The 26,017-nt window shown below is 67.0% G+C and carries 25 protein-coding genes; 7 read left to right on the top strand and 18 right to left on the bottom strand.

Translation table 11 applies throughout. The features are described from left to right. Window positions 1–75 precede the first annotated feature (75 nt). The gene (locus K7H93_RS10565) at window positions 76–1,320 is read right to left on the bottom strand and encodes an RsmB/NOP family class I SAM-dependent RNA methyltransferase (RefSeq protein WP_230783568.1); all 1,245 of its coding nucleotides are present in this window, start codon (window positions 1,318–1,320) and stop codon (window positions 76–78) included. On the opposite strand from K7H93_RS10565, the gene K7H93_RS10560 reads away from it, so the two are divergent. Then, window positions 1,319–1,525 carry a DUF1674 domain-containing protein gene (locus tag K7H93_RS10560; RefSeq protein ID WP_230783567.1) on the top strand — a complete coding sequence of 69 codons (207 nt, stop codon included), beginning with the start codon at window positions 1,319–1,321 and terminating at the stop codon, window positions 1,523–1,525. The two genes, K7H93_RS10565 and K7H93_RS10560, sit on opposite strands and share 2 nt — an antisense overlap. A gap of 163 nt (window positions 1,526–1,688) precedes the next feature. Here K7H93_RS10560 and K7H93_RS10555 read toward each other — a convergent pair whose 3' ends face one another. From K7H93_RS10555 to K7H93_RS10540, 4 genes are all read right to left on the bottom strand, one after another. Further along, complete coding sequence (locus K7H93_RS10555) at window positions 1,689–3,077, bottom strand: cytochrome P450 (RefSeq protein WP_230783566.1); 1,389 nt, start codon at window positions 3,075–3,077, stop codon at window positions 1,689–1,691. Window positions 3,078–3,135: 58 nt separating this feature from the next. Further along, on the bottom strand, window positions 3,136–4,176 hold the full coding sequence (hemH, locus tag K7H93_RS10550) for a ferrochelatase (RefSeq protein WP_230783565.1): 1,041 nt from the start codon (window positions 4,174–4,176) through the stop codon (window positions 3,136–3,138). Window positions 4,177–4,237: 61 nt separating this feature from the next. Then, complete coding sequence (locus tag K7H93_RS10545) at window positions 4,238–6,568, bottom strand: xanthine dehydrogenase family protein molybdopterin-binding subunit (RefSeq protein ID WP_230783564.1); 2,331 nt, start codon at window positions 6,566–6,568, stop codon at window positions 4,238–4,240. Next, window positions 6,565–7,548 (bottom strand): Mrp/NBP35 family ATP-binding protein, encoded by a 984-nt coding sequence (locus K7H93_RS10540; RefSeq protein WP_338080308.1) that lies wholly within the window; start codon window positions 7,546–7,548, stop codon window positions 6,565–6,567. Before K7H93_RS10540 ends, K7H93_RS10545 begins: the two co-directional genes overlap by 4 nt. A 74-nt stretch (window positions 7,549–7,622) precedes the next feature. Between K7H93_RS10540 and hflK the strand changes: the two genes are divergently transcribed. From hflK to K7H93_RS10525, 3 genes are all read left to right on the top strand, one after another. Then, window positions 7,623–8,837, top strand: coding sequence for a protease modulator HflK (hflK, locus tag K7H93_RS10535; RefSeq protein ID WP_230783563.1), 1,215 nt, complete (start codon window positions 7,623–7,625; stop codon window positions 8,835–8,837). 2 nt (window positions 8,838–8,839) lie between these two features. Continuing rightward, window positions 8,840–9,688 carry a protease modulator HflC gene (gene hflC / locus K7H93_RS10530; protein WP_230783562.1) on the top strand — a complete coding sequence of 283 codons (849 nt, stop codon included), beginning with the start codon at window positions 8,840–8,842 and terminating at the stop codon, window positions 9,686–9,688. A gap of 167 nt (window positions 9,689–9,855) precedes the next feature. Next, window positions 9,856–11,376, top strand: coding sequence for a Do family serine endopeptidase (locus tag K7H93_RS10525; protein ID WP_054525064.1), 1,521 nt, complete (start codon window positions 9,856–9,858; stop codon window positions 11,374–11,376). Between the two features lie 121 nt (window positions 11,377–11,497). Here K7H93_RS10525 and K7H93_RS10520 read toward each other — a convergent pair whose 3' ends face one another. The 4 genes from K7H93_RS10520 to K7H93_RS10505 all read right to left on the bottom strand — a co-directional run bounded on the left by K7H93_RS10520 (window position 11,498) and on the right by K7H93_RS10505 (window position 15,404). Then, complete coding sequence (locus K7H93_RS10520) at window positions 11,498–13,672, bottom strand: transglycosylase domain-containing protein (RefSeq protein ID WP_420840381.1); 2,175 nt, start codon at window positions 13,670–13,672, stop codon at window positions 11,498–11,500. A 113-nt stretch (window positions 13,673–13,785) separates the two neighbouring features. After that, the gene (gene msrB / locus K7H93_RS10515; protein WP_010236007.1) at window positions 13,786–14,202 is read right to left on the bottom strand and encodes a peptide-methionine (R)-S-oxide reductase MsrB; all 417 of its coding nucleotides are present in this window, start codon (window positions 14,200–14,202) and stop codon (window positions 13,786–13,788) included. A gap of 54 nt (window positions 14,203–14,256) precedes the next feature. Next, window positions 14,257–14,928, bottom strand: coding sequence for a glutathione S-transferase family protein (locus tag K7H93_RS10510; RefSeq protein ID WP_010236009.1), 672 nt, complete (start codon window positions 14,926–14,928; stop codon window positions 14,257–14,259). An 83-nt stretch (window positions 14,929–15,011) separates the two neighbouring features. Further along, window positions 15,012–15,404, bottom strand: coding sequence for a hypothetical protein (locus K7H93_RS10505; protein WP_230783561.1), 393 nt, complete (start codon window positions 15,402–15,404; stop codon window positions 15,012–15,014). 98 nt (window positions 15,405–15,502) lie between these two features. On the opposite strand from K7H93_RS10505, the gene K7H93_RS10500 reads away from it, so the two are divergent. From K7H93_RS10500 to K7H93_RS10490, 3 genes are all read left to right on the top strand, one after another. After that, window positions 15,503–16,933 (top strand): NAD-dependent succinate-semialdehyde dehydrogenase, encoded by a 1,431-nt coding sequence (locus tag K7H93_RS10500; RefSeq protein WP_230783560.1) that lies wholly within the window; start codon window positions 15,503–15,505, stop codon window positions 16,931–16,933. Between the two features lie 99 nt (window positions 16,934–17,032). Further along, entirely contained in the window at window positions 17,033–18,352 is a 1,320-nt protein-coding gene (locus tag K7H93_RS10495) for a DUF3422 family protein (protein ID WP_230783559.1), read from the top strand. A 54-nt stretch (window positions 18,353–18,406) separates the two neighbouring features. Next, window positions 18,407–18,895: a c-type cytochrome gene (locus K7H93_RS10490; protein ID WP_029140360.1), complete on the top strand. Its 489-nt coding sequence runs from the start codon at window positions 18,407–18,409 to the stop codon at window positions 18,893–18,895. Window positions 18,896–19,002: 107 nt separating this feature from the next. On the opposite strand, the gene K7H93_RS10485 is transcribed toward K7H93_RS10490, so the two are convergent. The 9 genes from K7H93_RS10485 to K7H93_RS10445 all read right to left on the bottom strand — a co-directional run bounded on the left by K7H93_RS10485 (window position 19,003) and on the right by K7H93_RS10445 (window position 25,990). After that, window positions 19,003–19,224 (bottom strand): hypothetical protein, encoded by a 222-nt coding sequence (locus tag K7H93_RS10485; protein ID WP_156320607.1) that lies wholly within the window; start codon window positions 19,222–19,224, stop codon window positions 19,003–19,005. A gap of 84 nt (window positions 19,225–19,308) precedes the next feature. Next, on the bottom strand, window positions 19,309–20,529 hold the full coding sequence (gene hemA / locus K7H93_RS10480) for a 5-aminolevulinate synthase (RefSeq protein ID WP_230783558.1): 1,221 nt from the start codon (window positions 20,527–20,529) through the stop codon (window positions 19,309–19,311). 23 nt (window positions 20,530–20,552) lie between these two features. Further along, window positions 20,553–21,353 (bottom strand): putative photosynthetic complex assembly protein PuhE, encoded by an 801-nt coding sequence (gene puhE / locus K7H93_RS10475; protein WP_230783557.1) that lies wholly within the window; start codon window positions 21,351–21,353, stop codon window positions 20,553–20,555. Then, window positions 21,347–22,408, bottom strand: coding sequence for a magnesium-protoporphyrin IX monomethyl ester (oxidative) cyclase (acsF, locus tag K7H93_RS10470; RefSeq protein ID WP_230783556.1), 1,062 nt, complete (start codon window positions 22,406–22,408; stop codon window positions 21,347–21,349). Before acsF ends, puhE begins: the two co-directional genes overlap by 7 nt. Next, window positions 22,405–22,692, bottom strand: coding sequence for a hypothetical protein (locus K7H93_RS10465; protein WP_230783555.1), 288 nt, complete (start codon window positions 22,690–22,692; stop codon window positions 22,405–22,407). Before K7H93_RS10465 ends, acsF begins: the two co-directional genes overlap by 4 nt. Then, window positions 22,692–23,168, bottom strand: a complete 477-nt coding sequence (gene puhC / locus K7H93_RS10460) for a photosynthetic complex assembly protein PuhC (RefSeq protein WP_230783554.1) — start codon at window positions 23,166–23,168, stop codon at window positions 22,692–22,694. Before puhC ends, K7H93_RS10465 begins: the two co-directional genes overlap by 1 nt. Then, entirely contained in the window at window positions 23,165–23,803 is a 639-nt protein-coding gene (puhB, locus tag K7H93_RS10455) for a photosynthetic complex putative assembly protein PuhB (protein WP_230783553.1), read from the bottom strand. Before puhB ends, puhC begins: the two co-directional genes overlap by 4 nt. Then, window positions 23,800–24,573: a photosynthetic reaction center subunit H gene (gene puhA, locus K7H93_RS10450; RefSeq protein WP_230783552.1), complete on the bottom strand. Its 774-nt coding sequence runs from the start codon at window positions 24,571–24,573 to the stop codon at window positions 23,800–23,802. Before puhA ends, puhB begins: the two co-directional genes overlap by 4 nt. 22 nt (window positions 24,574–24,595) lie before the next feature. Beyond that, on the bottom strand, window positions 24,596–25,990 hold the full coding sequence (locus K7H93_RS10445; protein ID WP_230783551.1) for a BCD family MFS transporter: 1,395 nt from the start codon (window positions 25,988–25,990) through the stop codon (window positions 24,596–24,598). Window positions 25,991–26,017 lie beyond the last annotated feature (27 nt).

Below are 26,017 nucleotides of genomic sequence, written 5' to 3'. Positions count from 1 at the left end.
GTGGGGGTGTGCAAAGACCGGTGGTGCAGAGCCCCCACCCCCAACCCCTCCCCACCGGGGAGGGGAGTTAAGTGGCTAACTGTTCCGCCAGCGCGCGATGAAGAACCCGTCGAGGCCGCCGTGTTCGGGCAGCATTCCCGGGTCGGTGCGCAGGGTGCCGTGCGCGGTGGGTGACAGGCCTGCGGGCAACTCCTCTGCGCTGACCGGTTCGCGCGGGAGCCAGACTTTCTCCGCCTGCTCCTCCCCCTCCTCGCTCTCGAGCGAGCACACTGCATAGACCAGCGCGCCGCCGGGCGTGAGCCAGCCGCTCGCGCGCTCGATCAGGCGCGCCTGTACCTCGGCCATCTGCTCGATCTGGCGCGGGCCGATGCGGTGGAGCACGTCCGGGTGGCGGCGCGCGGTGCCCGTCGCGGTGCACGGCGCGTCGATCAGGATCGCGTCGAAGGGGGCCTCCGGCTCCCATTTGAAGGCATCGGCGGCGATCACATCCGCCGACAGGCCGGTGCGCCTGAGGTTTTCCTCCAGCAGTTTCAGCCGCTTGGCCGAGATGTCGAGCGCGGTGACCTGCCACCCTTGCGCCGCCAGTTGCAGCGTCTTGCCGCCCGGCGCGGCGCACAGGTCGAGCGCGCGCCTCCCCTGCCCGTCGCCCAGCAGGCGCGCAGGCAGCGAGGCGGCGAGGTCCTGTACCCACCATGCGCCATCCTCGAACCCTTCGAGCCCGTGCACCGCCTGCCCGCGCGAGAGGCGCAGGTGGCCCGGCATCAGGCTGTCCGCGCCCAGCTTCACCGCCCATTCGGCGGTCTGCGAGGGGTCTTTGAGCGTCAGGTCGAGCGGGGGCGGTTCAGCCAGCCCCGCCGCGATGGCTCCGGCGCGTTCGCCCCAGCGCTCTGCGACGGCCTCGGGCAGCGTCGGCGCGGCGGGAAGCTCGACCCCGCGCTTGGTCAGCGCGCCGAACACGCCGTGCGCCAGCCGCTTGGGCCCGCCCGACAGCAGCGGCAGCGCAGTCGCGATCACCGCGTGCGGCGGCGTATCCAGCCGCAGCCACTGCGCCAGCATCAGCCGCAGCACGGTGCGCGGCTTGGCATCGTCTGGCAGGACCTCACGCGTCGCGGAGTCGATCAGGGCATCGAAATCGGGGAGCCAGCGCAAGGTCTCCGCCGCAATCGCACGGGCGAGCCCCGCGTCGGAGGCGGGCAGGCCGCGCAGGGCCGCGGTCTCGTTCTGCTCCAGCGTCTCGCCCCGGCGGAGCACGCCGTCGAGCAGGCGCAGCGCGGCGCGGCGTGCGGGCAGGCCGGGAATATCGTTGCTGTTATTGGCCATGCTTGAAACCGGGGGCGAACAGGATCATTTCTCTCATATGAAACGCGCTACCGAACGCCCCGAAGACTTCAAGAAGCCTGCGCACTGGAGCGACGATCCCGCGCCCGCGCCCGAACCCATCGACGCGAGCGTGGAGGACCCCAAGGGCCTAAGCCCCACGCGCTACGGCGACTGGGTGAAGGACGGAATCGCGATCGATTTCTGACCATAATCCTCTCCGCTTCGCGCAGCCAAACGGGGAGCGGGACCACGACACCGCAGGTGTCGTGGTGGAGGGGCGCTTGCGCCATTACCCCTCCGTCAGCCGCCTGCGGCGCCTGCCACCTCCCCATTTGCGCTGACGCGAAAACGGGGAGGAGCGACTTTTCTCAAATCCGTACCAGCCTGATCTGTAGCCCGTCCTTGGGCTGCGGGATCGGCCACGCCTGCCAGTCGGGCGCGTAATCTTCCGCCACTTCGATCCGGTAGCGGGTCAGCATGTGCGCCATCAGGATCTTGATCTGCATATAGGCGAAGTGCAGCCCCAGGCACATGTGCGCGCCGCCGCCGAAGGGCACCCAGGCATATTTGTGCCGCGCCTTCTCCGCCTCGCGGGTGAAGCGCATGGGATCGAATGTTTCAGGCGAATCCCAGATTTCCGGGTCGTTGTGGACGAAGGTCGGGTTCACGCCGACGGGAGTGCCCGCGGGGATGTGATACCCGCCGAACTCGAACGCCTCCAGCGCACGGCGCGGGATCGTGGGGACCGGCGGGATCATCCGCAGCGCTTCCTTGAACGCCATCTCGGTCAGTTCGGCCTTGGCCAGCTCCTCGTAATTCAGCGCACGCCCTTCCCCGCCGGTGATCGCGCGCAGTTCCTCGCGCAGCTTCTCCTGCCATTCGGGGTTCTTGGCGAGGTAATAGACCAGCGATGTCGCGGAAGACGTGATCGTGTCGTGCGCGGCCATCATCAGGAAGTTCATGTGGTCGACCACCTCGTCGACCGGCAGCAATTCGCCATTGTCGCGGGTCGCGGTGGCGAACTGGCTGAACATGTCCTGCCCCCCACCTTCCGCGCGGCGGCGCTGCGTTTCCTTGGTGAAATACTCGACCAGATAGGCACGGCCATCGGTGCCGCGCTTCATCTTGGTGAAGGGCAGCGACCGGCGGATCGGCGCGACCGAGGCCTGGACCATGTCGACGAAGGCCTGGTTCACCTTGTCCGCTTCCGCACCGAAGGGGATGCCGATGAAGCTGTCCGCCGCAAGGTCCAGCGTCAGCTGCTTGATCGCGGGGTAGAAACGCATCTCCCCTGCGCCCCATTCCTCCATCCGTTCCGAAATCCCGCGGTTGAGGCTGCCGACGTAATGGCGCATCGGCTCGGGCTTGAAGGCGATCGACAGCGCCTTGCGGTCGGCCCGGTGATGGTCGAAATCCATCAGCATCAGCCCGCGCGGGAACAGCTTGTCGAGAATCGGGCCCCAGCCCTGTTCGCTGGAGAAGATCTTCTGCCGGTCGAACAGCACCAGCTCGTTCGCATCCGCGCCGATCAGCGCCACCACCGTGCCGCCGAACGCGTTGTTGCGATAGACGCGGCCGTATTTCTCGACCATCGACTTGGTAAACCCGACCGGATCGGCCAGCATCTTCAAGGTGTTGCCGACGACCGGCAGGCCCTGTTCGCCGGGAATATGCGACAGGTCGGCCTTGGTCGGATTGGCGTCCTTCCAGTGCTGCGGACGGACGTTTGCGGGCTGGTGAGCTGCGAGCGTGGCCATCGGGTATCCTCTCCTTATTAACCCCAATGTAAATTAGCTCGCGCGGCAAATCCAGTCGTCAGATCCACCCTGCCAGTTCGCGCCGCAACAGCGCCTGGAGCATGGAAAGCCCGGCATCAGATGTATTGAGGCAGGAAAGCGCGGCGAATTGTTCGCCCCCCGCTTCGACGAACTGCTCATGCCCTTCGATGGCCAGCTCTTCGAGCGTTTCCAGACAATCGGCGGAGAAGCCGGGCGCGACCACCGCGATTCGCTTCGTGCCGCTGCGCGCTTCCTCTTCCAGCACAGCATCGGTCGCCGGTTCGAGCCACTTGGCCCGGCCGAAACGCGACTGGAAGCTGGTCCGGAAACGCAGGCCCTTGTGAACACCGCGTGACGCCATCTGCGCTTCGAGCAGGCGTGCGGTCTTGTGGCAGTGGCAGTGGTACGGGTCGCCCAGCGTCAGCGTGCGCGCGGGCATGCCGTGGAAGCTGAGCAGCAGCAGTTCGGGCACGAAGTCCAGCGCATCCAGCTGGCGACCGATATCCGCGGCCAGCGCGTCGATATAGAGCGGCTCGTCGTGATAGGGCGGCAGGGTGCGCAGGCTCGGCTGCCAGCGCTGTTCGCGCAGCCAGTCGCCCGCCTTGTCGACCACGGTGGCGGTCGTCGCAGCGCAATATTGCGGGTACATCGGCGCGAGCAGGATGCGGTCGCACCCGGCATCCTGCAAGGCGGCGAGCCGGTCGGGGATCGACGGCGCGCCGTAGCGCATCGCCCAGTCGACCATCACGCGCCCGTCGCCACCCAGCGCGCCCTGCATCGCGACCGCCTGCCCCTTGGTAATCGCGGCGAGCGGAGAGCCATCCTCGCTCCACACCTTGCGGTACGCCTCCGCCGATTTCTGGGGCCGGGTGTTGAGGATGATGCCGCGCAGGATCGGTTGCCAGACCAGCGCGGGAATCTCGATCACCCGCTTGTCGGACAGGAATTCCGCCAGATAGGTCCGCACATCGGCGGTTGTCGGCGCGACGGGGGTGCCCAGGTTGACCAGCAGCACGCCGATCTTGCCCGAGCGAACGGTGGGGTGCCCCTCGGGGAGTTGCTGATCCTGCCAGGTCATCCGCACCGCCAAGGGCAAGCGAGCGCATTCGTCAAGGTGGCAGTGTTCACGATGGCCCGTCTCACAATGCCCCGCCCCCCGATGGCTGCGCCGATGCGAGATCGAGCGGAAGGCTGCGGAACCGCTGCCCGGTGGCCGAGGAAAGCGCGTTGGCGATCGCCGGGGCGGCGATCACTGTGCCCAGCTCGCCGGGATCGAACGGCGGATCGTCGCTGGCGACGAATTCGACCGCGATCTGCGGGCTGTCCGCCAGCGTGGGCAGGTTGAGCCCGGCAAGGCGGCTGGTGGTGGGCAGTCCGCCGTTGAACCCGATCGCCGACCCGACCGCGAGCGAGAGGCCGTAGATCAGCCCGCCTTCGATCTGCTGGCGCGCCAGATCGAGATTGACGATCCGCCCGATATCGACTGCCGCGCTCAGCCGGGTGACTCGCACCCCGCCCTCGCCCGCGCGCGCCTCGGCAACGCAGGCGATCCGCCCGGTGCGCGTGCCCAGCGTCATCTTGTGGCAGGCCAGCCCCTGCCCGCTGGCAACCTCGCCGCCGTTCCATTCGGCCAGCCGCGCGGCGCGTTGCAGCACTTCGACCATCTTCAGGTCCGGCCCCAGCATCGCCACGCGGTAAGACAGTTTCTCGCGCCCCAGCGCCTCGGCCAGTTCGTCGATGAAGCTCTCGGTGAAGAACGCGCTCAGCGCATCGCCGCCGCCGCGCATCCGCGCCACCGGCAGGCCGATCGAGACCGGTACGTGATCGACCGCAAGATTGGGGATTTCATAGTCCGGCACCGCGCCCGACAGCGCCAGCGGGTCCGCCTGCCCCGCGCTCTCCTCGCGCGCGGCGATGGTGGTGCGGTTGTCGAACAGGCGCGCGCCCTGTTCGCGCATGAAGGGCGGGATCGCGATTGTGGTCTTGAGCGCGATGATGCTGCCGTCGCGCCCCAGCCGCGCGGATATCTCTGCGGCGGCTGGCGCGCGTGGCGGGCTGCCGATCATCTCCTGCCAGCGCGACCAGACCAGCTGCACCGGGCGGTCGAGCTCGCGCGCGATCACCGCCGCCTGGATCGCGTGGGTGTGGTCGAGCCGCGCGTCGAAGCTGCCGCCTGCCGCCATCGGCACCAGCACGACATCTTCCACTCCGATGCCGACCGCGCGCGCCGCCGCGACCCGCGCGCGCTCGGGCGCCTGGCTGGCGATCCACAGCGTCAGCTTGCCGTCCTTGAGCCACGCGGTCGCGCTCGCGGTTTCGATCGGCGCGTGCACGGCGGGGGCGACGTCGTAGCGGCGCGTGACGGTCGGCTTGCCGTCGACCACCTCGCTCGCCCCGATCAGCGCGATCCTCTGCGCCGGGCCTTTTTCCAGCCCTTTCGCGAGCGCATTGGCAATGGTGTCGCTATCGGCAGGGTCGGCCAGCGCGAAGATCGGCTTCATCGCCGCCAGCGCGCGCTCCGCCGCCCACCAGGTTTCTCCGGCCGCCGCGAGCCAGCGGTTGGCTTTGACGATGCCCAGCAGCCCGCGCATGTTCGCCGCCGCCTTGCGGTCGAAGCTCTTGAGCCGCGCATTGGCGAGCGGCCCCTGCCGGATCGCGACGAAGGCCATGCCAGGCAGGCGGATATCGCCCGCAAACAGGAAGCTGCCGTCGACCTTGGCGGGCAGGTCCACCCGGGGAAAGGCCGTGTCCCCGCCCGTCCCCGCGCCGGTCGGTGCCTCGGCGGGCTCTTCACTGAGCAGCGGGGCGACCGACGGTGGATCGCGCCGCGCCGCGCCCTCGGCAAGCTCGGCAAAGCGCAGGCGGCGATTGCCCGCGACCACGAAGCCTTCTGCCGCGCGGCACTGCTCGGGCGCGATGTCCCACCGCGCCGCCGCTTCGGCGATCAGCATCGCCCGTGCGGTCGCCGCAGCTTCGCGCACGGGAATTTCGTACGAGGCAAGCGTGGTGCCTGCGGCGGTGGCGGTAAAGCGCGTGCGCTCTGCGAAACGGCGGGCCAGCAGCGAGTCGGGATCGCTGGCGAGGTCGGCTCCGCCCGCCATCCACAGCGGTGCCCAGTGGCTGGCGAGCGCGAGATTGGGATAGGCGCCGGCAGGCGGTGCAGGCTCGACCGCGATCTGCCGCCAGTCCGCGCCCAGCTCCATCGCGGCGAGCTGCGGGATCAGCGTGGTGACGCCCTGCCCCATCTCGCATTGTGGGACCGCGACCGTGATCACGCCATCCGTGGCGATCTTGATCCAGGCGTTGAACCCGGCTTCGCCCTCGCCGGGTTTGAGCGGTGCGTCGAATCGCTGGGGCAGCAGCAGATAGGCGACCACCAGCCCGCCACCCGCAGCCGCACCCGCGAGCACGCCGCGCCGGGAGACGTGAAAGCCGCGCCGGGCCGGAGCATCCCGGCGCAGCACGGTCATGCCTTCGCGATTCCCTCGGCCACCGCGATCTGCCGCGCGATGGCGTGGAACGCCTGCGCTTCGGGCGTGTCCCCCAGCGCGACCGGATCGCCCGCATCGCTCGATTCGCGCACCGAGTGGCTGAGCGGAATGCGCCCGAGGAACGGCAGGTCGAGGCGGCCCGCCGCGCGTTCCACTCCGCCCGAACCGAACGGGTCGCTCGCCTCGCCGCAATGGGGGCAGACATAGCCCGACATGTTCTCGACCAGGCCGAGGATCGGCACCTCGCCCTGATCGAACAGCGAGCCCGCGCGCGCCGCATCCGCCAGCGCGAGGTCCTGCGGAGTCGACACGATCACCGCACCATCGGGTTTGAACTTCTGGAGCATGGTGATCTGCACATCGCCGGTGCCCGGCGGCAGGTCGACCAGCAGCAGCTCGGTATCACCCCAGTTGGCTTCGAACAATTGCGCCAGCGCGCGCCCCGCCATCGGCCCGCGCCACGCCAGTGCGCGCCCCTTGGCGACCAGATGCCCCATCGAAAGCATGGGAATATCCGCCACGCCGCGCACGGGTTGCAGCGTCTCGCCTTCCGCCTCGGGCTTCAGATCCTCGCTCTTGAGCAGGATCGGCTGAGAGGGGCCGTAGATATCGGCGTCGATCACGCCGACCTTCACGCCTGCACGCTTCAGCGCGACCGCCAGATTGGCGGTCACGGTCGACTTGCCGACCCCGCCCTTGCCCGATCCGATCGCGATGATCCGGCGGCGCACGCGTTCGCCCATGAAGGCGATCGCGGGTGCGGGATCGGCATCGCCGGGCGAAAGCGCGCTGTGCAGCTGCGCCTCCATCCGCTCTCGCGCGGGGGCATCCAGCCCCTCGCCATCCACCACCAGCGTCCATCGATCCTCGCGCTGCCGCGCCGAGATGATCCGCACGGCCAGGTCGGCGGGTAGCGCCTTTCTGACCGTCTCCAGCTCTGTCTGTCCGTTGCTCGTCACGCGCCCGTCATTAACAGCAAAAATGCGCGGGCAACCCCTGTTTTTCGTGAAACTTGGTTCCTATACAGGATGACATGAAAATCTTGGACGGGTTTCACTCGCGAATCGCGCTGGCGATGGCTGGCAAAAATCCCTGGGGCAGTTCTTCCGGCGGCGACGACGACGGTAGCGACCGCTCCGGCGCGCCCGACGGCGATGGCGATGGCTCGGACGGCAAGCCTTCGGAGGACCGGCCCAAGGGCCCCCGCAATCCGTGGCTGCCGCAGGGCGGCCGCGATGGAGAGCGGCGTTCCGCCTCGATCGAGGATATCTTCAAGAACCGCGGCCCCGAAGGCCCGCGCCGTCGCCCCGGTGGCCCGGGTGGCCCCGGCGGTCCCAATTTCCGCATGCCCGAACGGCCCGGCGGCAAGAGCTGGGTGCCGGTGATCGTCGCGGTCGTGGTGCTGATCTGGATCGGCGTGACCAGCACGCACCTGATCGGGCCGCAGCAAAAGGCGGTGGTCCAGACCTTCGGCGCCTATACCCGCACGCTCGATTCCGGCCTCAAGTTCACCGCGCCCTTCCCCATCGAAACCGTCGACGTCGTCGATGTCGAGGGGGTTCGCGCGGTGCAGATCCCGGGCGGCCAGGCCCGCGCCAAGCTGATCCTGACCGGCGACCAGAACCTGGTCGACCTCAGCTATATCGTGCGCTGGAACATCAAGAATCTGGAGCAGTTCAAGTTCCGCCTCGCCGAGCCGGAAGAGACCGTCAACGAAGTGGCCGAGGCTGCGATGCGCGCGACGGTTGCGGAAAAGACCCTCGACGAGACGTTCTCCGGCCAGGGCCGTGCGGAAATCGAACTGGCGGTGCGCGAGCGGATGCAGCGCGTGCTCGACCGCTATCGCGCAGGGATCAACGTGCTCGGCGTCGAAATCGACAAGGCCGACCCGCCCAACGAGGTGGTCGATGCCTTCCGCGACGTCTCGGTCGCCGAACAGAACGCCGATGCGGCGCGCAACCAGGCGCGCGGCTATGCCCAGCAGGTGATCGCCAATGCGCAGGGTGAGGCCGAGGCGTTCGACAAGGTGTACGAGGAATACCGCCTCGCGCCCGAAGTCACCCGCCGCCGGCTTTACTACGAAACCATGGAGCGCGTGCTGAGCCAGACCGACAAGACCATTGTCGAGACGGACAATGTGACGCCCTATCTGCCGCTGCCCGAGATCAACCGTCGCCGGTCCACGACGGTGACGCCCGCGCAGTCGGCCCAGCCTTCCACCAATTCCAACGCCAACGGGAGCCAGTGATCATGAGCAACCTGTGGCAAAGATATAGTAGCCTGCTGGTCCTCGCCGGCGTCGGCCTGGTGGCGCTGATGCTGAGCATCTACATCGTCCCCGAAGGCGAGCAGGCGGTCGTCCTGCGCACCGGTGAGCCGGTGGGCACGGTCAACACGATCAACGGCACCAAGGGTGCCGGGCTCTATCTGCGCATTCCGTTTGTCGACACGGTCCGCCGCGTGGACAAGCGCGTGCTCGACCTCGAAATGACCGACGAGGAAGTGCTCTCGCAGGACCAGCAGCGCTTGCTGGTCAACGCCTATGCCCGGTTCCGGATCGTCAATCCGGTGCGCATGGTCGAACGTGCGGGCACCACCGACGGGGTGCGCACCGCGCTGGAACCGATCCTCAACTCGGTCCTGCGGCAGGAACTCGGCCGCCGCACCTTCCAGGCCATGCTGACGGCGGAACGCGGCAGTGCGCTGGCCGTAGTCCGCACCAATCTGGACCGGCAGGCCCGCCAGTACGGCGCGGAAGTGATCGATGTGCAGATCAAGCGGACCGACCTGCCCGATGGCGCGCCGCTGCAATCGGCGTTCCAGCGGATGGAAACCGATCGCGAGCGCGAGGCGCGCACGATCCGCGCGCAGGGCAGCCGCGATGCGCGGATCATCCGCGCAGAGGCCGATGCCCAGGCCGCGCGGGTCTACGCCACCGCATTCGGCAAGGACCCGGAATTCTACGATTTCTACCGCGCGATGCAGAGCTACGACACAACCTTCGCGGCGACCGACGAAAACGGTCAGCCCAAGAGCGAGAGCAATATCATCCTCTCGCCCGACAACGAATATCTGCGGCAGTTCCGCGGACGCCGTTGACCGTTCGTCGAACAGTTCGGCGTCCGCAGTGCGCGATGCCGGGCTGTTCAAACGCGATTAAGCGCCCGGCCCTTTGAGTGCGGCGGGGATAGAGAACGGCCCCCCTGCGTTACCGACAGGGCTGAGGTCGACGAGTAGAAAAAAGGAACCAGAAGGACGTGAGACCCGTGCGATATGCTTATGGCCTGACTTCGGCGCTGCTGATCGGCGGCGCGACCATTTCCCTCGTGACCGGCCAGCCGGCTGGCGCGCAAGTTGCCCAGAATGCGGACCCCCAGATCCAGACGGCGGTCCCCCGTGCGGGCGCCCCGGCGAGCTTCGCCGACCTGACCGAACAACTCGCCCCGGCGGTGGTCAACATCTCCACCCGCCAGCGGGTCGAAGTGCAAAGCACCAACCCCTTCGCGGGCACCCCGTTCGAAGGTATGTTCGGCGATCGTGGCGGCGGCCAGCCGACCACCCGTGAAGGACAGTCGCTCGGCTCGGGCTTCATCGTCTCCGCCGATGGCTACGTGGTGACCAACAACCACGTCGTCACCCCGCAGGGCAACGGCACGGTCGAAGAGATCACAGTGACCATGCCCGACGGCACCGAATATGAGGCGAAGCTGGTCGGCAAGGATGCCGAGTCTGATCTCGCGGTGCTCAAGATCGACCGCCGCGAACCCTTCCCCTTCGTCAAGTTCGGCGATTCGGAGAAGGCGCGTGCGGGTGACTGGGTGGTCGCGATCGGCAACCCCTTCGGCCTCGGCGGCACGGTGACCAGCGGGATCATCTCGTCGGTCCTGCGCACGGCAGGCGCGGGTGCCTACGACCGCTACATCCAGACCGACGCGGCGATCAATCGCGGCAACTCGGGCGGCCCGCTGTTCGACATGCAGGGCAACGTGATCGGCATCAACAACGCGATCCTCTCGCCCTCGGGTGGCAGCGTGGGCGTGGGCTTCGCCATTCCGGCAGACACCGCCGCGCCGATCGTGGAGCGGCTGCGCAAGGGCGAAACCATCGAACGTGGCTATCTGGGCGTCAGCATCGGCCCGGTGACGGAAGATTTCGCCGCCGCGCTCGGCCTGCCGCGCAACCGCGGCGAGATCGTGCAGTCGGTGGTCGATGGCGAGGCGGCAGCGCGCTCGGGCATCGAGGCGGGCGATGTCGTCGTCTCGGTCAATGGCCGTGAAGTGACCCCGGACCAGACGCTCTCGTTCCTGGTGGCCAACATCAAGCCGGGCACGACCGTCCCCGTCGAACTGATCCGCGACGGCAAGCGGCGCAAGCTGAACGTCAAGGTCGGCACCCGCCCGAGCGCGGAAGAGCTGGCCCAGTCGCAGATGTTCGGTGCCGACGACGAAGAAGACGAGATGAACGCGCCGCTCGATCAGGGCGAATTCCTGGCAGAGAAGCTGGGCCTTGGCGTCGTGCCGATCAATCCGACGATCGCGCGCCAGCTGGGCGTCTCGGCGGATACGCAGGGGCTGGCCGTGGCAGCGGTCAACCAGAACTCGGACGCGGCGCGCAAGGGGATCCAGCGCCGCGACATCATCCTTTCGGCCAACTACCAGCCGGTCACCACCACCGCGCAGCTGGAGGAAATCGTTCGCGCTGCCGAGGCCGACGGACGCCCCTCGGTCGTGCTGCGCATCCAGCGCGTGCGTGGCCCCTCGGGCTATATCGGCGTGCGGATCCAGTAAGGGTTCGCCACCGACGCCCCCTTGTGGGAGCCTAAAGACAAGAAAGCCCCGGAGGAGCGATCCTCCGGGGCTTTTCCTTTGGAGTGGTGGCGCGCCCGGCACGCCGGGCTGGTGATCGCGCCTAGTAGATCCGCTGGCGCTGCTGCGGAGGCTCGTTACGCTCGGGCTGCTGACGCGGTTGAGGCGGGGGCTGCTGCGCGGGCGGCTGCTGGCGATTGCCCTGCCCGCCCTGGCTGTTGCCACCGATCGCGCGGTCGAGGAAATCGTCGTCGATCGCCTGCGGCTCGCCATCCGCGCCCTCGCCCGGTTGCCGAGGGCGCTCGGTCGCGCCCTCGCTCGCCGGGCCTTCCTCGCTCGGGCGGCGGCCCGGCTCGATCAGGTTGCCCTGCTCATCGATGAAGTAATAATCCTCCGGATCGCCGTAGTAGAATTCCTCGTCCGGCTCGACCTGCCATTCGGGCAGATCAGTATCGGTGTCGAAGGGTTCGACCGGGCGATCCTTGACTGCAAACCGCATGAAGGCGGCAAAGGCCTTCGCCGGTGCCGCTCCGCCGGAGAGGCCAGCGACCGCCTTGTTATCGTCGCGCCCCATCCACACGCCGGTGGTCAGGCCGGACGAAAAGCCGACGAAATAGCCATCCTTGTTGGAGCTGGTCGTGCCGGTCTTGCCTGCGACCGGGCGGCCGATCTGCGCCGCGCGACCGGTGCCGGTCTGCACCGCCGCCTGCAGCAGGTCGGTCATCTGGCTTGCGACATAATCGGGCACCAGCCGCACCTGTTGCGGCGGCTCGCGCTCGTACAGCGTCTGCCCGTCGGCCGTGGTCACCTTGGCGATGCCATAGGGCTGCACGGCCATCCCACCATCCGAAACCGAGGCGAAGGCGCGCGTCATGTCGAGCAGGCGGACTTCGGAGGTGCCCAGCACCATCGAGGGGTAGGTGGAGACATCCGAGCCGATGCCGAACCGGCGGGCCATAGAGGCAACCGTGCCGAAGCCGACCTCGTTGCCCAGCTGCGCAGCGATGGTGTTGACCGAGTAGGCGAAGCCCTGCCGCAGGGTCATCTCGCCCGCGTAGCGCCCGTTGTAATTCTTCGGGCTCCAGCCATCGATGGTGATCGGCGCGTCGACCACGGTGTCGTCCGCGCGGTAGCCGGATTCGAGCGCGGCGAGATAGACGAACAGTTTCCACGCCGATCCCGGCTGCCGCTGGGCAACGGTCGCGCGGTTGAAATTGCTGGTCACATAATCCGTGCCGCCGACCAGCGCGCGGATCGCGCCGTCGCGGTCCATCGATACCAGCGCGCCCTGCGTGTCCTTGGGCGCGTTGGCCTTGACCGCGGCGGTGGCTGCGCGCTGCATCCCGGTGTCGAGCGTGGTCCACACTTCGATCGGCTCCATCGTGTTGGGCAGCAGCAGATCGAGCTGCGGCAGGGCCCAGTCGGTGAAATAGCGGACCGAGTTCTGGCCGACATCTTTCTTCAGCTTCACCGCAGAGGGATCGACCGACGCCTGCGCGGCGGTGATCCGGCCCTGTTCGCGCATCAGCCGCAGCACGACCTGCGCGCGCGCCACGGCGGCGTCGACATCGGCGGTGGGGGAATAGCGGCTCGGAGCCTTGACCAGCCCGGCGATGATCGCCGCCTCTGCAGTCGAAAGCTCGGTCGCGGGGTGGCTGAAGAACTTGCGGCTGGCGGAATCGATACCGTAGGCGCCGCCGCCGAAATAGACCTTGTTGAGGTACAGCTCGAGGATCTGCTCCTTGCTGAACTTCGCCTCCAGCGCGAGCGCAAGCACGCCCTCGCGCAGTTTGCGGTCGAGCGTGCGGTTGGAATTGAGGAAGACGTTGCGCGCAAGCTGCTGCGTGATCGTGGAGGTCGCGGCGATCCGCCCGTCACCGGTGAGCGCGACATACAGCGCACGGGCGAGGCCGATCGGATCGACCCCGGGATGCGAATAGTAGCGGCGATCCTCCACCGCGACCATCGCCTGCTTCATCTCGTCGGGAATCTCGTCGCTGTCGAGCCATTCGCCATAGCTCGGCCCGAGTTCGAAAATCTCGCTGCCATCTGCCGCGCGCACGACGATGGTCTGCGCGTTCTGCGCCGCCTTGAGCTCATTGTAGGACGGCAGCGAACGGGCGGCAAAGGCCACCGCCAGCAGCAGGAAAACAACTGCCAGCGTGGCCAGCCCGGCGCCCCACATCAGCGTGAGGCGAAGCCAGCGCGGCGTCTTTTCCCACGTCTGCGCGCCGGGAAAGCGTCGCCCCGCTCCGCGTGCGGTAGTATTCCTCGCCATTCAGGGTCGTCCCAGCCTATGGCGCGTCGTCATGCGCGCCCGTGAATTTCGCCGCTATGCATAGGCGAAGCTCAATGGCGAATGAACGACATTTTTTTGCCGCAATTAACCACTCAGCTCCCGACCGGGGGATCGCCCGCCGCCTCGAACTCGAGCGCGGCGGAATTGATGCAATAGCGCAGTCCCGTGGGCTTGGGCCCATCGGGGAAGACATGGCCCAGGTGCCCGTCGCACTTGGCGCACATCACCTCGGTTCGGGTCATCCCGTGCGAGGTATCCTGCTCGGTTTCGACCGCACCGTCATCCGCCGGGGCATAGAAGCTGGGCCAGCCCGAACCGCTGTCGTATTTCTCGTCGCTGCGGAACACCAGCGAGCCGCAGCCCGCGCAGTAATATTCGCCCTCGTCCTTCAGCTTGTCGTAGGCGCCGGTGAAGGCACGTTCCGTCCCGCCTTCGCGCAGGACCTGGAACTGTTCGGGGGTCAGGCGTTCGCGCCATTCGGCTTCGGTCAGATCGAGCTTGTCGGACATATCGGGAAATCTCCTTTTGCCGGACCAACGCCTGCGCGGCGCACGGGTTTCGTATCAGTCGTCGAGCTGGGCGTAGTGCGCCGATGGCTGGATCACGTCCATCTTGTCCGCCAGCAGCGGGCCGAAGCTCGGACGGCTCTTGAACGCGGCGTACCAGTCGCGCGTCGGCTCGTGGTCCTTCCAGTCGATCCCGCCCAGATAGTCGGCCACGGAAAGCTGCGCGGCAGCGGTGATATCCGCCAGGCTCATCTGCGGCCCGGCGAGCCAGGCGCGATGGTCCAGCAGCCAGTCGAGGTAGTCGAGATGCGCGTGAGCCAGCTTCATCGCCTCACGGATGATCCGCGAGTCGGGCGGCTCGCGCAGCACCAGCCGCTTCTTCATCCGCTCGTGCAGCATGGGCATGGTCACATCGCCGAACAGGTTTTCCTCGAACAGCGCGACCAGCCGGCGGATTTCGGCGCGGTTGAGCGCGGAGCCGTTGATCATCGGCGCCTTGTCGACCGTCTCTTCGAAATATTCGCAGATCGCGGTCGAATCGCTCAGCACGATGCCCTTCTCGGTTTCCTCCACCACGGGCACGCGGCCCGCATGGTTCATATCGAAAAAGTCATCCGCCGCCTTCCAAGGGTCGAGCCGCTGGAGTGCGAAGGGCACGCCCTTTTCGCGCAGCAGGATGCGTACCTTGCGGCTGAACGGGCACAGGGGGAATTGGTGGATGGTCCACATGGCCGATGCAGATGGGCCATGTGGGGCGGCAAATCCAGATGCTGAAAAGAAACTTTGCGCAGCGGGCAGTTCAGCCCGCCGTGCTAAAGCCCCGATGCGTCGAGCAGCATCAGGCAGGCGGGCATGATCTCGTCGAGCGAGCCCTCTGCAAGGATCACCCCGGCCTGCGCGCGCAGCCGTGCCTCCACCGCCTCGCGGGTCATCCCGGTCTCGTCCATCAGCCTGGCGCCGGTGCGCACGAAGAACTCGCGCCCCCGCTCCCCCACCGGCGGGTAGACCAGCGCAGCCTCGTCCCCCTGCCGCTGGCGCTCGGCAACCAGCGCGAACGCGGCGGAGCAGCGGATCGCGCCCTGCTGGTCCGCCGGCAGCGGCGACAGCGCGTCTGCGGCAGGCGCGTCCTGCGGTGCGGGCTGGAGTGCGGGCTGGGTGGGGGCCTGGGCCGCGAAAAAAACGAGGGCGAGGAACTTGGCGATCATGGCCCGGACCTATACCTGATGCCGCGAGCGACCGCTGCCCCTTTCTGGTGGGCGGGGCCAAAACAAGACGAACCGTTGCACAAGAGGAGCGCCAAGCCATGTCCGACCATTCCAATCTCCACCTTCTGATCGGCGGCGAGAAAGTTTTCGGCGGGGGCCGCGACATGATCGAGGTGATCGACCCCGCAACCGCCGAGGTGCTCGGCAGCCTGCCCACCGCGACCACCGACGATCTCGACACCGCGCTCGCCAATGCGGACAAGGGCTTCCACGCCTGGCGCAAGGAAAGCGCGGACAAGCGCGCTGCCGTGCTGACCAAGGCGGGCCAGCTGCTCCGCGAACGCGCGAAGGACATCGGCACCCTGCTGACCAAAGAACAGGGCAAGCCGGTCAAGGAAGCCATCGGCGAAGTGATCTACTGCGCGATGCTGTTCGAATTCTACGCCGGCGAGTGCAAGCGCACCTACGGGCGCGAACTGGTCCGCCCGACCGGCCAGAGCGCGCGGGTGATCTACGTGCCGGTCGGCCCGGTCGCCGGCTTTGCCGCGTGGAACTTCCCCGCGATCAACGTCGCACGCAAGATCGGCGGCGCGATCGCGGCGGGCTGCTCGGTCATCGTCAAGCCGTCCGAGGAAACCCCTGCGGCGGGCATCGCGCTGGTGCAGGCGCTGCTCGACGCGGGCGTTCCGGGCGATGTCTGCCAGGTGGTGTTCGGCGTGCCCGACGAGGTCAGCCGCCACCTGCTCGCCAGCCCGATCATTCGCAAGGTCACCTTCACCGGCTCGACCGCCGTGGGCAAGCACCTGACCAAGCTGGCGGCCGAGGACATGAAGGTCACCACCATGGAACTGGGCGGTCATGCCCCGATCATGGTATTCAAGGATAGCGACGTCGACACCGTGCTCGATACGATGGTCGGCGCGGCATACCGCAACGCAGGCCAGGTCTGCGTCAGCCCGACCCGCTTCCTGGTCGAACAGGACCTGTTCCCCGCCTTCCGCGACGGCTTCGTCGAGCGGGCGAAGGCGATCACAGTGGGCAACGGCTTCGACGATGCCACGCGGATGGGCCCGATGGCCAATGATCGTGGGCCCGAAGGCCTCGCCAAGAAGATCGCCAACGCGAAGGACAAGGGAGCGAAAGTGGATGCCGGGGGCGAGCGGATCGGCAACCAGGGCTTCTTCTTCGAGCCGACCGTGCTCAGCGAAGTGCCCACCGATGCGGACATCATGAACGAAGAGCCGTTCGGCCCGATCGCGCTGATCAATCCGATGGCCAATGCCGACGCGATCATCGAGGAGGCGAACCGCCTGCCTTACGGCCTTGCCGCCTATGCATGGACCAACGATCCCAAGCTGCGCAGCCGTCTGGCCGCCGATGTCGAGGCCGGGATGCTGGCGATCAACGGCGCGAATGTGAGCGCGGTCGATGCGCCCTTCGGCGGGGTCAAATGGTCCGGCCACGGGCAGGAAGACGGCGCCGAAGGCGTGATGCACTGCATGGTCCCCAAGACCGTCCACGAAAGCTGATCTTGAGAAAAGGGGGGCCAGTCGCCCCCCTTTTTTCTTGAGCTGCGGGCCGCATTTCGTTCCGCTTCCTCAACTGGCCGGTTTGGTGTATTGCACGCCATGGCCTTCACGGAGCATCCCTTGCGGCGTGAACTGGTGCACGAGATGCACCTGCGCCGCTTTGCCCCGGTCCATGCCCCCGCCCGCATCGTGCAGATGGTCTACCTGATCGCCGAGGATCGTCGCGGGGAGGAACAACGCCACCTTTCCTCGCTGCCGCTCAAGCCGGTCTCGATCGAACAGGAAAGCCGCCACGCGGTGCTCCGTTTCGCTGGCGACCTGACCGTTCTTTGGGAACGCCACACCGAAGCGACCACCATCACCCTGATCGCCCCGCGCGAAGGGCAGGACGCGATGGCCCCGCTGACCGAATGGTTCGGCGCGTGGCCCGGATCGGTCCTGCGCGCCACCAGGGTGTTCGTCGAACCGGGCGAGGCAGAGGCAGAGGCGCTGCTCCCCGAAATGGGCTTCGAAGACGCTGATCTGGTATCGTGCCACGTGTGTTCGGGCGTGCGCGTATGGTCCGATTTCCGCATCCGCGAGGATGGCTATGGCCGCCTGCTGGTCTCCGCGCCGGGTCGCCAGCCCGACGATCTCGGGCGGATCGTGCAGCGGCTGCAGGAGCTGGGCAATTACCGCAATCTCGCACTGGTCGGCCTGCCGCGCGTGCAGCGGCTGATGCCCGAACTGAACGCGCTGGAAGAGCGGCTCGCCGCCCATGCGCAGGCGCTGGTCAATGATGGCGATGCAGAGGGCGATGGTGGGGGCGACGATGAGCGGCTGCTGCGCGAACTCTCGCAGGTCTCGGCCGAGCTGGCACAGATCCGGGCGGAGAATTCCTATCGCACCAGCGCCAGCCAGGCCTACGCGCAGATCGCCGCCGACCGGCTCGGCGCGCTCGATGTCCAGCCGATCGACGGGTACCAGAGCCTGACCGATTTCACCGAGCGCCGCCTGGTGCCCGCGACCCGCACGATCGAAACCTTCGTCAATCGGCTGCGGCGCCTGTCGGAACGCAGCGGCGACGTGATCGCGCTGCTCAACACGCGGATCGATACGCGGATCAAGGCGCAGAACCTCGAACTGCTGCGATCGATGGAGAGCAGCTTCAACCTCCAGCTGCGGCTGCAAAACCTGGTCGAGGCGCTGTCGGTGATCGCGGCCAGCTACTACGCGGTCGCGCTGATCGCCTATATGGCCAAGGGCGCGGTCGGCTTTGGCGAGGAAGGACACGAAGTCGACGTGGCGATCGCACTGATCGCCCCGGTCGTGATCCTGACGATCTTTCTGCTCGTCTCGCGCATTCGCCATCGTTTCATCAAGGAAACCGAAAACGCCGCCGCTCGTTCAGACAAAGGTCGTCCTTTGAATGACGACTGAAAGGGTTTATACCGAGTCTGTTAAGTGAGTTGGTTCAGGTGAGGAGATAATTAAATGCAGAAATCTCATGGTTTTGTCGGCAGCATGGCTCTGGCGTGCCTGCTTGTCTCCGCTGGCTGTAATAGCCGCGCCGACGAAGAACCGGCTGCTCCGGCGACCACCACCACCGAGGCGCCTGCGACCACTGCGGCCGCCGACACTGCGGCCCCTGCAGCCGACGTCGAATTCGCCAGCCTGACCGGCGATCCCGCCGCTGGTGAAAAGGCGTTCGCGGTCTGCACCACCTGCCACTCGGTCGAAGCGGGCGTGAACAAGACCGGCCCGTCGCTGCACGGCGTTGTCGGCCGCGAGGCCGGTACGGTCGCAGACTTCAACTACACCGACGCGAACAAGAACAGCGGCATCACCTGGACGCCGGAAGAACTGTTCGTCTACCTCGCCGATCCGCAGGCGACCATTCCTGGCACGAAGATGATCTTCCCGGGCATCAAGGACCCGCAGAAGCGCGCGGACGTGATCGCCTATCTCGAAACCCAGTCGTAAGACCGGATTTCACAATCGACACAGAAAGGGCGCTGCCGCGATATGCGGCGGCGCCCTTTTCTTTGTCTTGGGGGAGTCTCCGATCTCGGCGTCAGCCCCGCTCGACCTCAGTCGACCTTCGGCCGCCCCTCCTCGCGCCGCTCTTCTTCCGCTTCGCGGCGGCGCATCTCTTCAGCAGCCTTGCCCTCGGGCGTGTCCATCGGATGGCGGTTGGACCGCTTGCGAATGAAGAGAAAGAACACCACCGCGATGATCGCGAGCACGATCAGCAGCGTCATGATGTTGAGCGGTGCGGCCACCGCCAGCAACGGCATGTTTGAAACGGACATGAGGGATTTCTCGCTTTCTCCCTCCAGCCCCTTTTCTTTCAACGGGTTAGTGCGGCATTTAGTTCCGGACGCGCGCCTGTGCCATCAGGCGACCGCGTCCATCCGCGCCAGTTCGCACTGCGACCAGATCTCGCTCAGCGCGTCGATCAACCGCCCGATATCGCCATCGGTGTGCACCGGAGACGGGGTGATCCGCAGCCGCTCGGTCCCCACCGGCACGGTTGGGTAATTGATCGGCTGCACGTAGATCCCGTGATTGTCCATCAGCCAGTCGCTGATCATTTTGCACTTCTTGGCATCGCCGACCATCACCGGGATGATGTGGCTCGGATTGTCGAGATGCGGGATGCCGATCGCATCAAGCCGACGCCGCACCTGCGCCACCCGATCCTTGTGCCGCGCGCGTTCCATCTCGCTCGCCTTGAGATGACGGATGCTCGCCGCCGCACCCGCCGCCACGGCGGGGGGCAGCGCGGTGGAGAAGATGAACCCGCTGGCAAAGGTGCGGACATAGTCGATCAGGTCGGCGCTCGCGGCGATATAGCCGCCCATCACGCCGAACGCCTTGCCCAGCGTGCCTTCGATCACGGTGATCCGATCCATCAGCCCTTCGCGTTCGGCGACCCCGCCGCCGCGCGGGCCGTAGAGGCCGACGCCGTGCACCTCGTCGATATAGCTCATCGCGCCATGGCGTTCGCAGACGTCGAGAATATCCGCGATCGGCGCGATGTCGCCATCCATCGAATAGACGCTTTCGAACGCGACCAGCTTGGGCACGTCCGGGCCGTAGTCCGACAGCTTGCGGTCGAGATCCTCGACGTCATTGTGCGACCAGATCTTGTACGGCGCACGGCTGTGACGAATGCCCTCGATCATGCTCGCATGGTTGAGCGCGTCGGAAAACACGACGCAGCCCGGGATCTTCGCCGCCAGCGTGCCCAGCCCCGCCCAGTTGGAGACATAGCCGCTGGTGAACAGCAGCGCCGCTTCCTTGCCGTGCAGGTCCGCAAGCTCCCGCTCGAGCTCGACATGATAGTGGTTGGTGCCCGAGATATTGCGCGTGCCGCCCGCGCCCGCACCGCATTCGTCCAGCGCGGCGTGCATCGCGTCGACCACCACCGGATGCTGGCCCATGCCCAGGTAATCGTTGGAGCACCACACGGTGACGGCTTGCGTCTCTTCGCCGATGAAGCGGGTCGCCTGCGGGAAGGACCCGCGGTGCCGCTTGATATCGGTGAACACACGATAACGCCCCTCTTCGCGCACGCCATCGAGCTCGTCCTTGAAGAAGGCATTATAGTCCATCGGGGAAATCTCCGTCTCGTGCATTATAGACCCCTCATCGCGTTCGTGTGCGCCCGCTTGTCGCGCGCGGCAATAGCCCATCCCCATAATGCGCCATCGCGCAACGGCAGGGCAAAAAACAGGTGTTCGAGCGCGCCCAGCGCCGCCATCGCGAACAGCAGGCTCGCCGCCACCGACGCACCCGGGCCGCTCGTCTCCGCCGCGAGCGCGCCCAGCCAGCCGGCCAGCACCAGCGTGCCCGCAATGCTCAGGGCGAGCAGCGCGGTGAAGCGGTTGGGACCGAAATAGCTGGTCAGATAGGCGAGGTGGCGCGGCAGGATATCGGTGCTGGCATTGGGCACGCCCGCAAACAGGTTCAGCTTGGCGACCAGCCGCAGCGCGAACAGCAGCACGAAGACCTGCGCGCCGATCGGATTGGGCTGGCCCCAGCACAGCGCGATCAGGATCGCCGCGGTCGCCGCCAGCGCGATCTCGTGATGCAGCACCGCCGCGCTCGCCTTTGCGAAGCGCACGATGCCGTGCGCGCCCTCGGGGCATGGCTCGCGCCGGGGGCCTGTGACCCCGCCGGTCAGGAATGCAAATTCGTGCCAGCCCCAGATCGCCATTGCGCCTGCAAAGCCGAGATAGGCCCCGCCCGCGCCCGTCACTCGGGCCGAAGCAATCACGCACAGCATCCCGCCCGCACCCACCACACCTGCCCATATCAGGCTGCGGCCATAGCTTTCGCGCGGAGCGTTCGCCGCCCATGCGATCAGCCCGGTGGCGAAGAACCACACCGCGATGGTCGCCAGCACCGGCAGGACATGGCCGGTAAAGCTCACCATGCCGGTTGCAGCCTGACGCTCTGCGGCAGTTCATTGGTCCGCGTGCGGTGGAAATACATGCTGGCAAAGGCAGCGCCCGCGCCGGCCATTCCGCCGACACGTTTCAGCAGACCGCCAATGCCGCCCTCGGCCTTGCCCGCATCGATCCGTTCTGCCGCGCGGCGCAACCGGGCCATCTTGGCGCGGAAGGCGGGATCGTCCGTCTCCAGTTCGACCGGGAAGACCTGCCGGGCGATCTGGTTGCAGACCGAGAATACCTCGTAATCATACTCGGTCGGATCGACGCCCAGCGCCTCGTGGAACACCGGGCGATTGTGATCGCGCACGAACATCGTCGCGTAGACCGACAGCAGGAAGAAGCGGATCCACAACTTGTTCTTGCCCTGCAGCAGCTTTGGGTCGGAGCGCAGAAGCATGGCGAAGGCCTCGCCATGGCGGAACTCGTCGTTGCACCATTCCTCGAACCAGTCGAAGATCGGGTGGAACTTGTGCTGCGGGTTCGCGGCCAGATGCCGGTAGATCGTGATGTAGCGTGCGTAGCCGATCTTCTCCGACAGATAGACCGCGTAGAAAATGAACTTCGGTTTGAAGAAGGTGTATTTCTTGGTCTTCGTCAGGAAGCCCAGATCGACGCCGATCCCGGCATCCTTCAGGCTTTCGTTGATGAAGCCTGCATGGCGGCTCTCGTCGCGGGCGAGCAGTTTGAACAGCTGCTTCACGTCGGGGTTCTTCGTCCGCTTGGCGATCTCGGCATAGAGCACGCAGCCGGAAAATTCCGAGGTCATCGAGCTGACGAGGAAATCGGTGAACTCCTTGCGCAACGCGGGCGGCAGGTTCTCGATCACGCCGGTGAAGCTGTCATTGTGCTTGAAGTGGGTCTTGTTGGGATCGCCGATCATCTCTTCGATCAGCGCGTCCCACTCATCGCGTACCGGCGACACGTCGATCGCATCGAGCGCGTCGAAATCGGTGGTGTAGAACCGCGGGGTCAGGATCGTGTCCTGCGTGGCGAGAGCCATCGCCTCTTCGCTGGTCATCGGCTTGTAGGCGTTCATTTGATCCTCCCGGCGTTGAAGCTGACCTCGTAGAGTTCGGCGAGGTCGAAATAGGCCGCGATCCGAGTGAGGCTGCGCATGACCGGCCCTGCCCGGGTGACGGTGGCGGTGCGCTCGAACACCTCGCGGCTGCCAAAGGGGATCGAGATCGGATCGCCCTGCACCCGAACCCTGTCGCCCGCTTCCATCGCCACCGTCTTCGGCAGTTCGACATGCGCGTGGAAATGCTCGGAGCTTTGCTCGACCAGGATGCGGCAGGGAATCTCGAAGGTCTGGCGCGCCATTACGCGGCCTCCTCTGGCAGCAGCGCGGCGAAGACCGCGCGGTTGTCGTCGCCGAACCCGCCCAGTTCGAGCGCGCGGCCGGTCGCGGGATCGCTCAGCGTCAGCGAGCCGTCGTCCCACCGCGTCAGGGTGAAGGGCGTGCGCGCGGAAATGCCCTGGCTGCGACGAATATGGACGAGGCTGCGCACGGTGGAGCGGATGAAGCCGCCGGTGCCCGGCTCGACCCGCACAATCCGCTCGCCTGTCGTGCCGTCGTCGATCAGCACCGCACCATCGGGTGCGTCGGCAAAGGTCAGGCTGCGGATCGCGCTGGCCTCGGTCCCTGCGGCGGCGCGCGACACATGGGGCACCGCGTCGCGCTCGACCAGACCGAAGCTGGCCGACGCCGCCAGCGCGAGCGACAATGCGGCGATCGCCGCGATCACCAGCAGCGGCGCCTTGGGAGAGGGTTCGGCATGATCGTGATGCAGGCTCATGCCAGCGCGCCCTCCATCGCAGGCGTGCGCGCCTGTGCAGGCCGCTCCTGCGCCTGTCCGCGTTCGATCGCCTCATACGCCTCGACCGCCCGGGCCAGTTGCTCGGCGACATCCGCCGCCCCCGGCAGCGCACGCAGCATCGGCTGCGGCTTGGCGAAGCGCCACGGGCGCGCATGCGGCCACAGCAGCAGGTAGCCAAGCGTACGCTCTCCATTCGGCTCCAGCGCGATCTCCCCGAAGCCGTGGCCGCGCTCGCTGAGATGCGCGGCACCGATCTGCTTCAGCGGGATATTGACCGTCTTCTCGATCGCGATGCCGATATGCAGGATCACCCGCCGGTCGGTCAGGATGTAGCGGGTGGTCCGCGCCGAGGCGAAGGCCGTCGCATAAAGGATCGCGAGCACCGCCGCGCCTGCGGCGAGCGTGGTCGCAATACCGCCCGGTCCGCTGCCCATCACCACGGCGATCAGGGCGAGCAGCGCGAAATAGCCGGCGATCAGCGGGGTATGAAACGCGCTGCGGGCAAGCACCATCGGATCGGGCCTTCCCTGCCACAGCACCGCTTCGTCCGCCTGCGGATGCCACAGCACATCGATCTGAGTCGGACTGAGCGAAGGAGATTTGCGTGCCGTCACAACGCAGGCTCCTGCCGCTCGGGCGTGGCGTAGAGATAGCCGCCGCCGAAATAGGCGACGATCCGCTCTTCCTCATAGAAAGTGATCTGGTCCGGCGCTGCGGGAACAGGAGCGCCCGTGAACTGATCGGCAGTCAGCGCATCTATCACGATCCGGCCCTGCCGTCCGCGCACCAGCGCCATCGCCATGGGCGCAAGCACGGTCCTGCCCATGCCGAGATCGACCGAGAGATAGCGGATCACATGCTCGGCGCGGTCGATCCACACTTCGCTGACCGTGCCTGCGACCTTCCCATCCGCCCCGATGACGCTCATCCCGATCGGATTGGGATCGCGCGCGGCGATGGCGATGTGCGCGTCGAGGCTCAGCGGCACGATCCGCGGGCGACCATCCGCCGCCAGATCGGGCAGATCCTTGCGGTTCGCCCACGCTGCGGGGCCAAGGCCGTCGACCAGCGGATTGCCGGTCGGGATATAGGGCGCGCCGGAAGCGGCAAAGCTGCGCACCGCGGCCACGTCGAAGCTGTCACGGCCGCCGGTGGGGGTGGTCACCGCCCCGCGTCCATGGGGCAGGATGAAGGTCTTGGGGCTCGCCTGGCTCAGCGCGCCGCCGGGCGATTCCACCAGGCCGGTGCTCTCATCCTCCAGCGGATAGCCCTCGCGCCGGTCTTCGCGCCGCAGGTAGAATATCAGGCCGATGAAGAACAGCACGAAGGCCAGAAATACCAGCTCCGCGATGTCGATCGAACCCACGATTGTCGGGTCGCTCATTGGGATTCTCCTTGGGTGGCCATCATGTCGGGAACTCGCACAGGCCGAAGGGGCGCGCGATGGGCTGCGGGCTGTCGGCGCGATGCCGCGCGACAAGCGGGCCGAGCGCCACGAGCGCGGCCAGCAAGAGCATGATTTCGATGATGTAGACCCCGGCATAACCGGCGGCAGGCGTGTTGAGCGCGCCCGACAATCCGCCAGCGGATGCCGTGTGCGACAGCGCATCGCGCAAGGCCCCGCCGATCGCGATCGCAAGGCCCGCACAGCTCGCCTGCACCGCGCCCCATGCGCCCAGCGCAAGGCCGGCCCCCTCGCCCCGCGCGCGAACCATGGTTTCGGTCAGCGTGCCGACCGAAAACAGGCCGAGGCCAAGCCCGATCGCGAAGGCTCCGGCATAGAGCAGCAGGATCGAGGCAAAGGGCGCGGCGAACAGCACCAGCAGGAATGCGGCGATCCCGGCGACCAGACCAGTGCCCGCCAGCCGCAGGGGGTCCCCTCCGTGCGACAGGCTGCGCCCGGCAAGGCAGAAACCCGCCAGCGCGCCCGCGGCCCATGCTCCGGTCAGCATCGTCGTGCTGCCGACCGACAGGCCCAGAATCTCGCCCCCATAGGGTTCCAGCAGCGCATCCTGCATCGCAAAGGCCGCCGCACCGATGCCGATCGCGGCGAGCAGGCGTGCGGTGCGCTCTTCCGCGACGAATGCACGCCACAGGGTCGCAAAGCTCGGCCCTTCGGGGTCAGAGGGCATGCGCGAGGAGCCGCGCGGCTCCTGCTTCCACAGTGCCACCAGATTGAGCACCAGCGTCAGCGCGGCGGCTCCCTGAATCACCTGCACCAGCCGCGTGGGCGAGAAATCGACCAGCAGCGATCCGATCGCCAGCGCGGCCAGCATCGTGCCCGCGAGCAGCATGACGTAAAGCAGCGCGACCGCGCGCGGGCGCTTGTCCTGCGGGGCAAGATCGGTCGCCAGTGCCAGCCCGGCGGTTTGCGTGGTGTGCAGCCCCAGCCCGGTGAGCAGGAAGGCGATGGCGCTGAAGACGATCCCCAGCCGGACATGATCGGGGTCGGACATCAGCAGCAGCGCGAAGGGCATGATCGCCAGACCGCCGAACTGCATCAGCGTCCCCAGCCAGATATAAGGCACCCGCCGCCAGCCGAGCACTGAGCGATGCGTGTCCGACTTGTGGCCGATCAGCGCGCGCAAGGGTGCCACCAGCAGCGGGATCGCGATGATCGTGGCGACCAGCCCGGCGGGGATCGACAGCTCGACGATCATCACCCGGTTGAGCGTGCCGGTCAGCAACACCGCCGCCATCCCCACGCTCACCTGAAACAGCGCCAGCCGCAACAGGCGCGACAGCGGCAGCTCCGCACTCGCCGCATCGGCGAAGGGCAGCCACGCGGTGGCCACCTGCATCCATTTTGCAGCAAGAGGCGCGCTCTG

Source organism: Citromicrobium bathyomarinum, assembly GCF_021021475.1.
In the GTDB taxonomy this organism is placed as follows: Bacteria; Pseudomonadota; Alphaproteobacteria; order Sphingomonadales; family Sphingomonadaceae; genus Alteriqipengyuania; species Alteriqipengyuania bathyomarina.
The sequence above is the reverse complement of the archived record's forward strand: the minus strand, read 5'-3'. Positions and strand labels throughout refer to the sequence as shown.

Coding starts and splice junctions, on each gene's coding strand:
- K7H93_RS10560 (WP_230783567.1), top strand. CDS start 1,319: ATGCTTGAAACCGGGGGCGAACAGGATCATTTCTCTCATATGAAACGC.
- K7H93_RS10565 (WP_230783568.1), bottom strand. CDS start 1,320: ATGGCCAATAACAGCAACGATATTCCCGGCCTGCCCGCACGCCGCGCC.
- K7H93_RS10555 (WP_230783566.1), bottom strand. CDS start 3,077: ATGGCCACGCTCGCAGCTCACCAGCCCGCAAACGTCCGTCCGCAGCAC.
- hemH (WP_230783565.1), bottom strand. CDS start 4,176: ATGACCTGGCAGGATCAGCAACTCCCCGAGGGGCACCCCACCGTTCGC.
- K7H93_RS10545 (WP_230783564.1), bottom strand. CDS start 6,568: ATGACCGTGCTGCGCCGGGATGCTCCGGCCCGGCGCGGCTTTCACGTC.
- hflK (WP_230783563.1), top strand. CDS start 7,623: ATGAAAATCTTGGACGGGTTTCACTCGCGAATCGCGCTGGCGATGGCT.
- hflC (WP_230783562.1), top strand. CDS start 8,840: ATGAGCAACCTGTGGCAAAGATATAGTAGCCTGCTGGTCCTCGCCGGC.
- K7H93_RS10520 (WP_420840381.1), bottom strand. CDS start 13,672: ATGGCGAGGAATACTACCGCACGCGGAGCGGGGCGACGCTTTCCCGGC.
- msrB (WP_010236007.1), bottom strand. CDS start 14,202: ATGTCCGACAAGCTCGATCTGACCGAAGCCGAATGGCGCGAACGCCTG.
- K7H93_RS10510 (WP_010236009.1), bottom strand. CDS start 14,928: ATGTGGACCATCCACCAATTCCCCCTGTGCCCGTTCAGCCGCAAGGTA.
- K7H93_RS10505 (WP_230783561.1), bottom strand. CDS start 15,404: ATGATCGCCAAGTTCCTCGCCCTCGTTTTTTTCGCGGCCCAGGCCCCC.
- K7H93_RS10500 (WP_230783560.1), top strand. CDS start 15,503: ATGTCCGACCATTCCAATCTCCACCTTCTGATCGGCGGCGAGAAAGTT.
- K7H93_RS10495 (WP_230783559.1), top strand. CDS start 17,033: ATGGCCTTCACGGAGCATCCCTTGCGGCGTGAACTGGTGCACGAGATG.
- K7H93_RS10490 (WP_029140360.1), top strand. CDS start 18,407: ATGCAGAAATCTCATGGTTTTGTCGGCAGCATGGCTCTGGCGTGCCTG.
- K7H93_RS10485 (WP_156320607.1), bottom strand. CDS start 19,224: ATGTCCGTTTCAAACATGCCGTTGCTGGCGGTGGCCGCACCGCTCAAC.
- hemA (WP_230783558.1), bottom strand. CDS start 20,529: ATGGACTATAATGCCTTCTTCAAGGACGAGCTCGATGGCGTGCGCGAA.
- puhE (WP_230783557.1), bottom strand. CDS start 21,353: ATGGTGAGCTTTACCGGCCATGTCCTGCCGGTGCTGGCGACCATCGCG.
- acsF (WP_230783556.1), bottom strand. CDS start 22,408: ATGAACGCCTACAAGCCGATGACCAGCGAAGAGGCGATGGCTCTCGCC.
- K7H93_RS10465 (WP_230783555.1), bottom strand. CDS start 22,692: ATGGCGCGCCAGACCTTCGAGATTCCCTGCCGCATCCTGGTCGAGCAA.
- puhC (WP_230783554.1), bottom strand. CDS start 23,168: ATGAGCCTGCATCACGATCATGCCGAACCCTCTCCCAAGGCGCCGCTG.
- puhA (WP_230783552.1), bottom strand. CDS start 24,573: ATGAGCGACCCGACAATCGTGGGTTCGATCGACATCGCGGAGCTGGTA.
- K7H93_RS10445 (WP_230783551.1), bottom strand. CDS start 25,990: ATGCAGGTGGCCACCGCGTGGCTGCCCTTCGCCGATGCGGCGAGTGCG.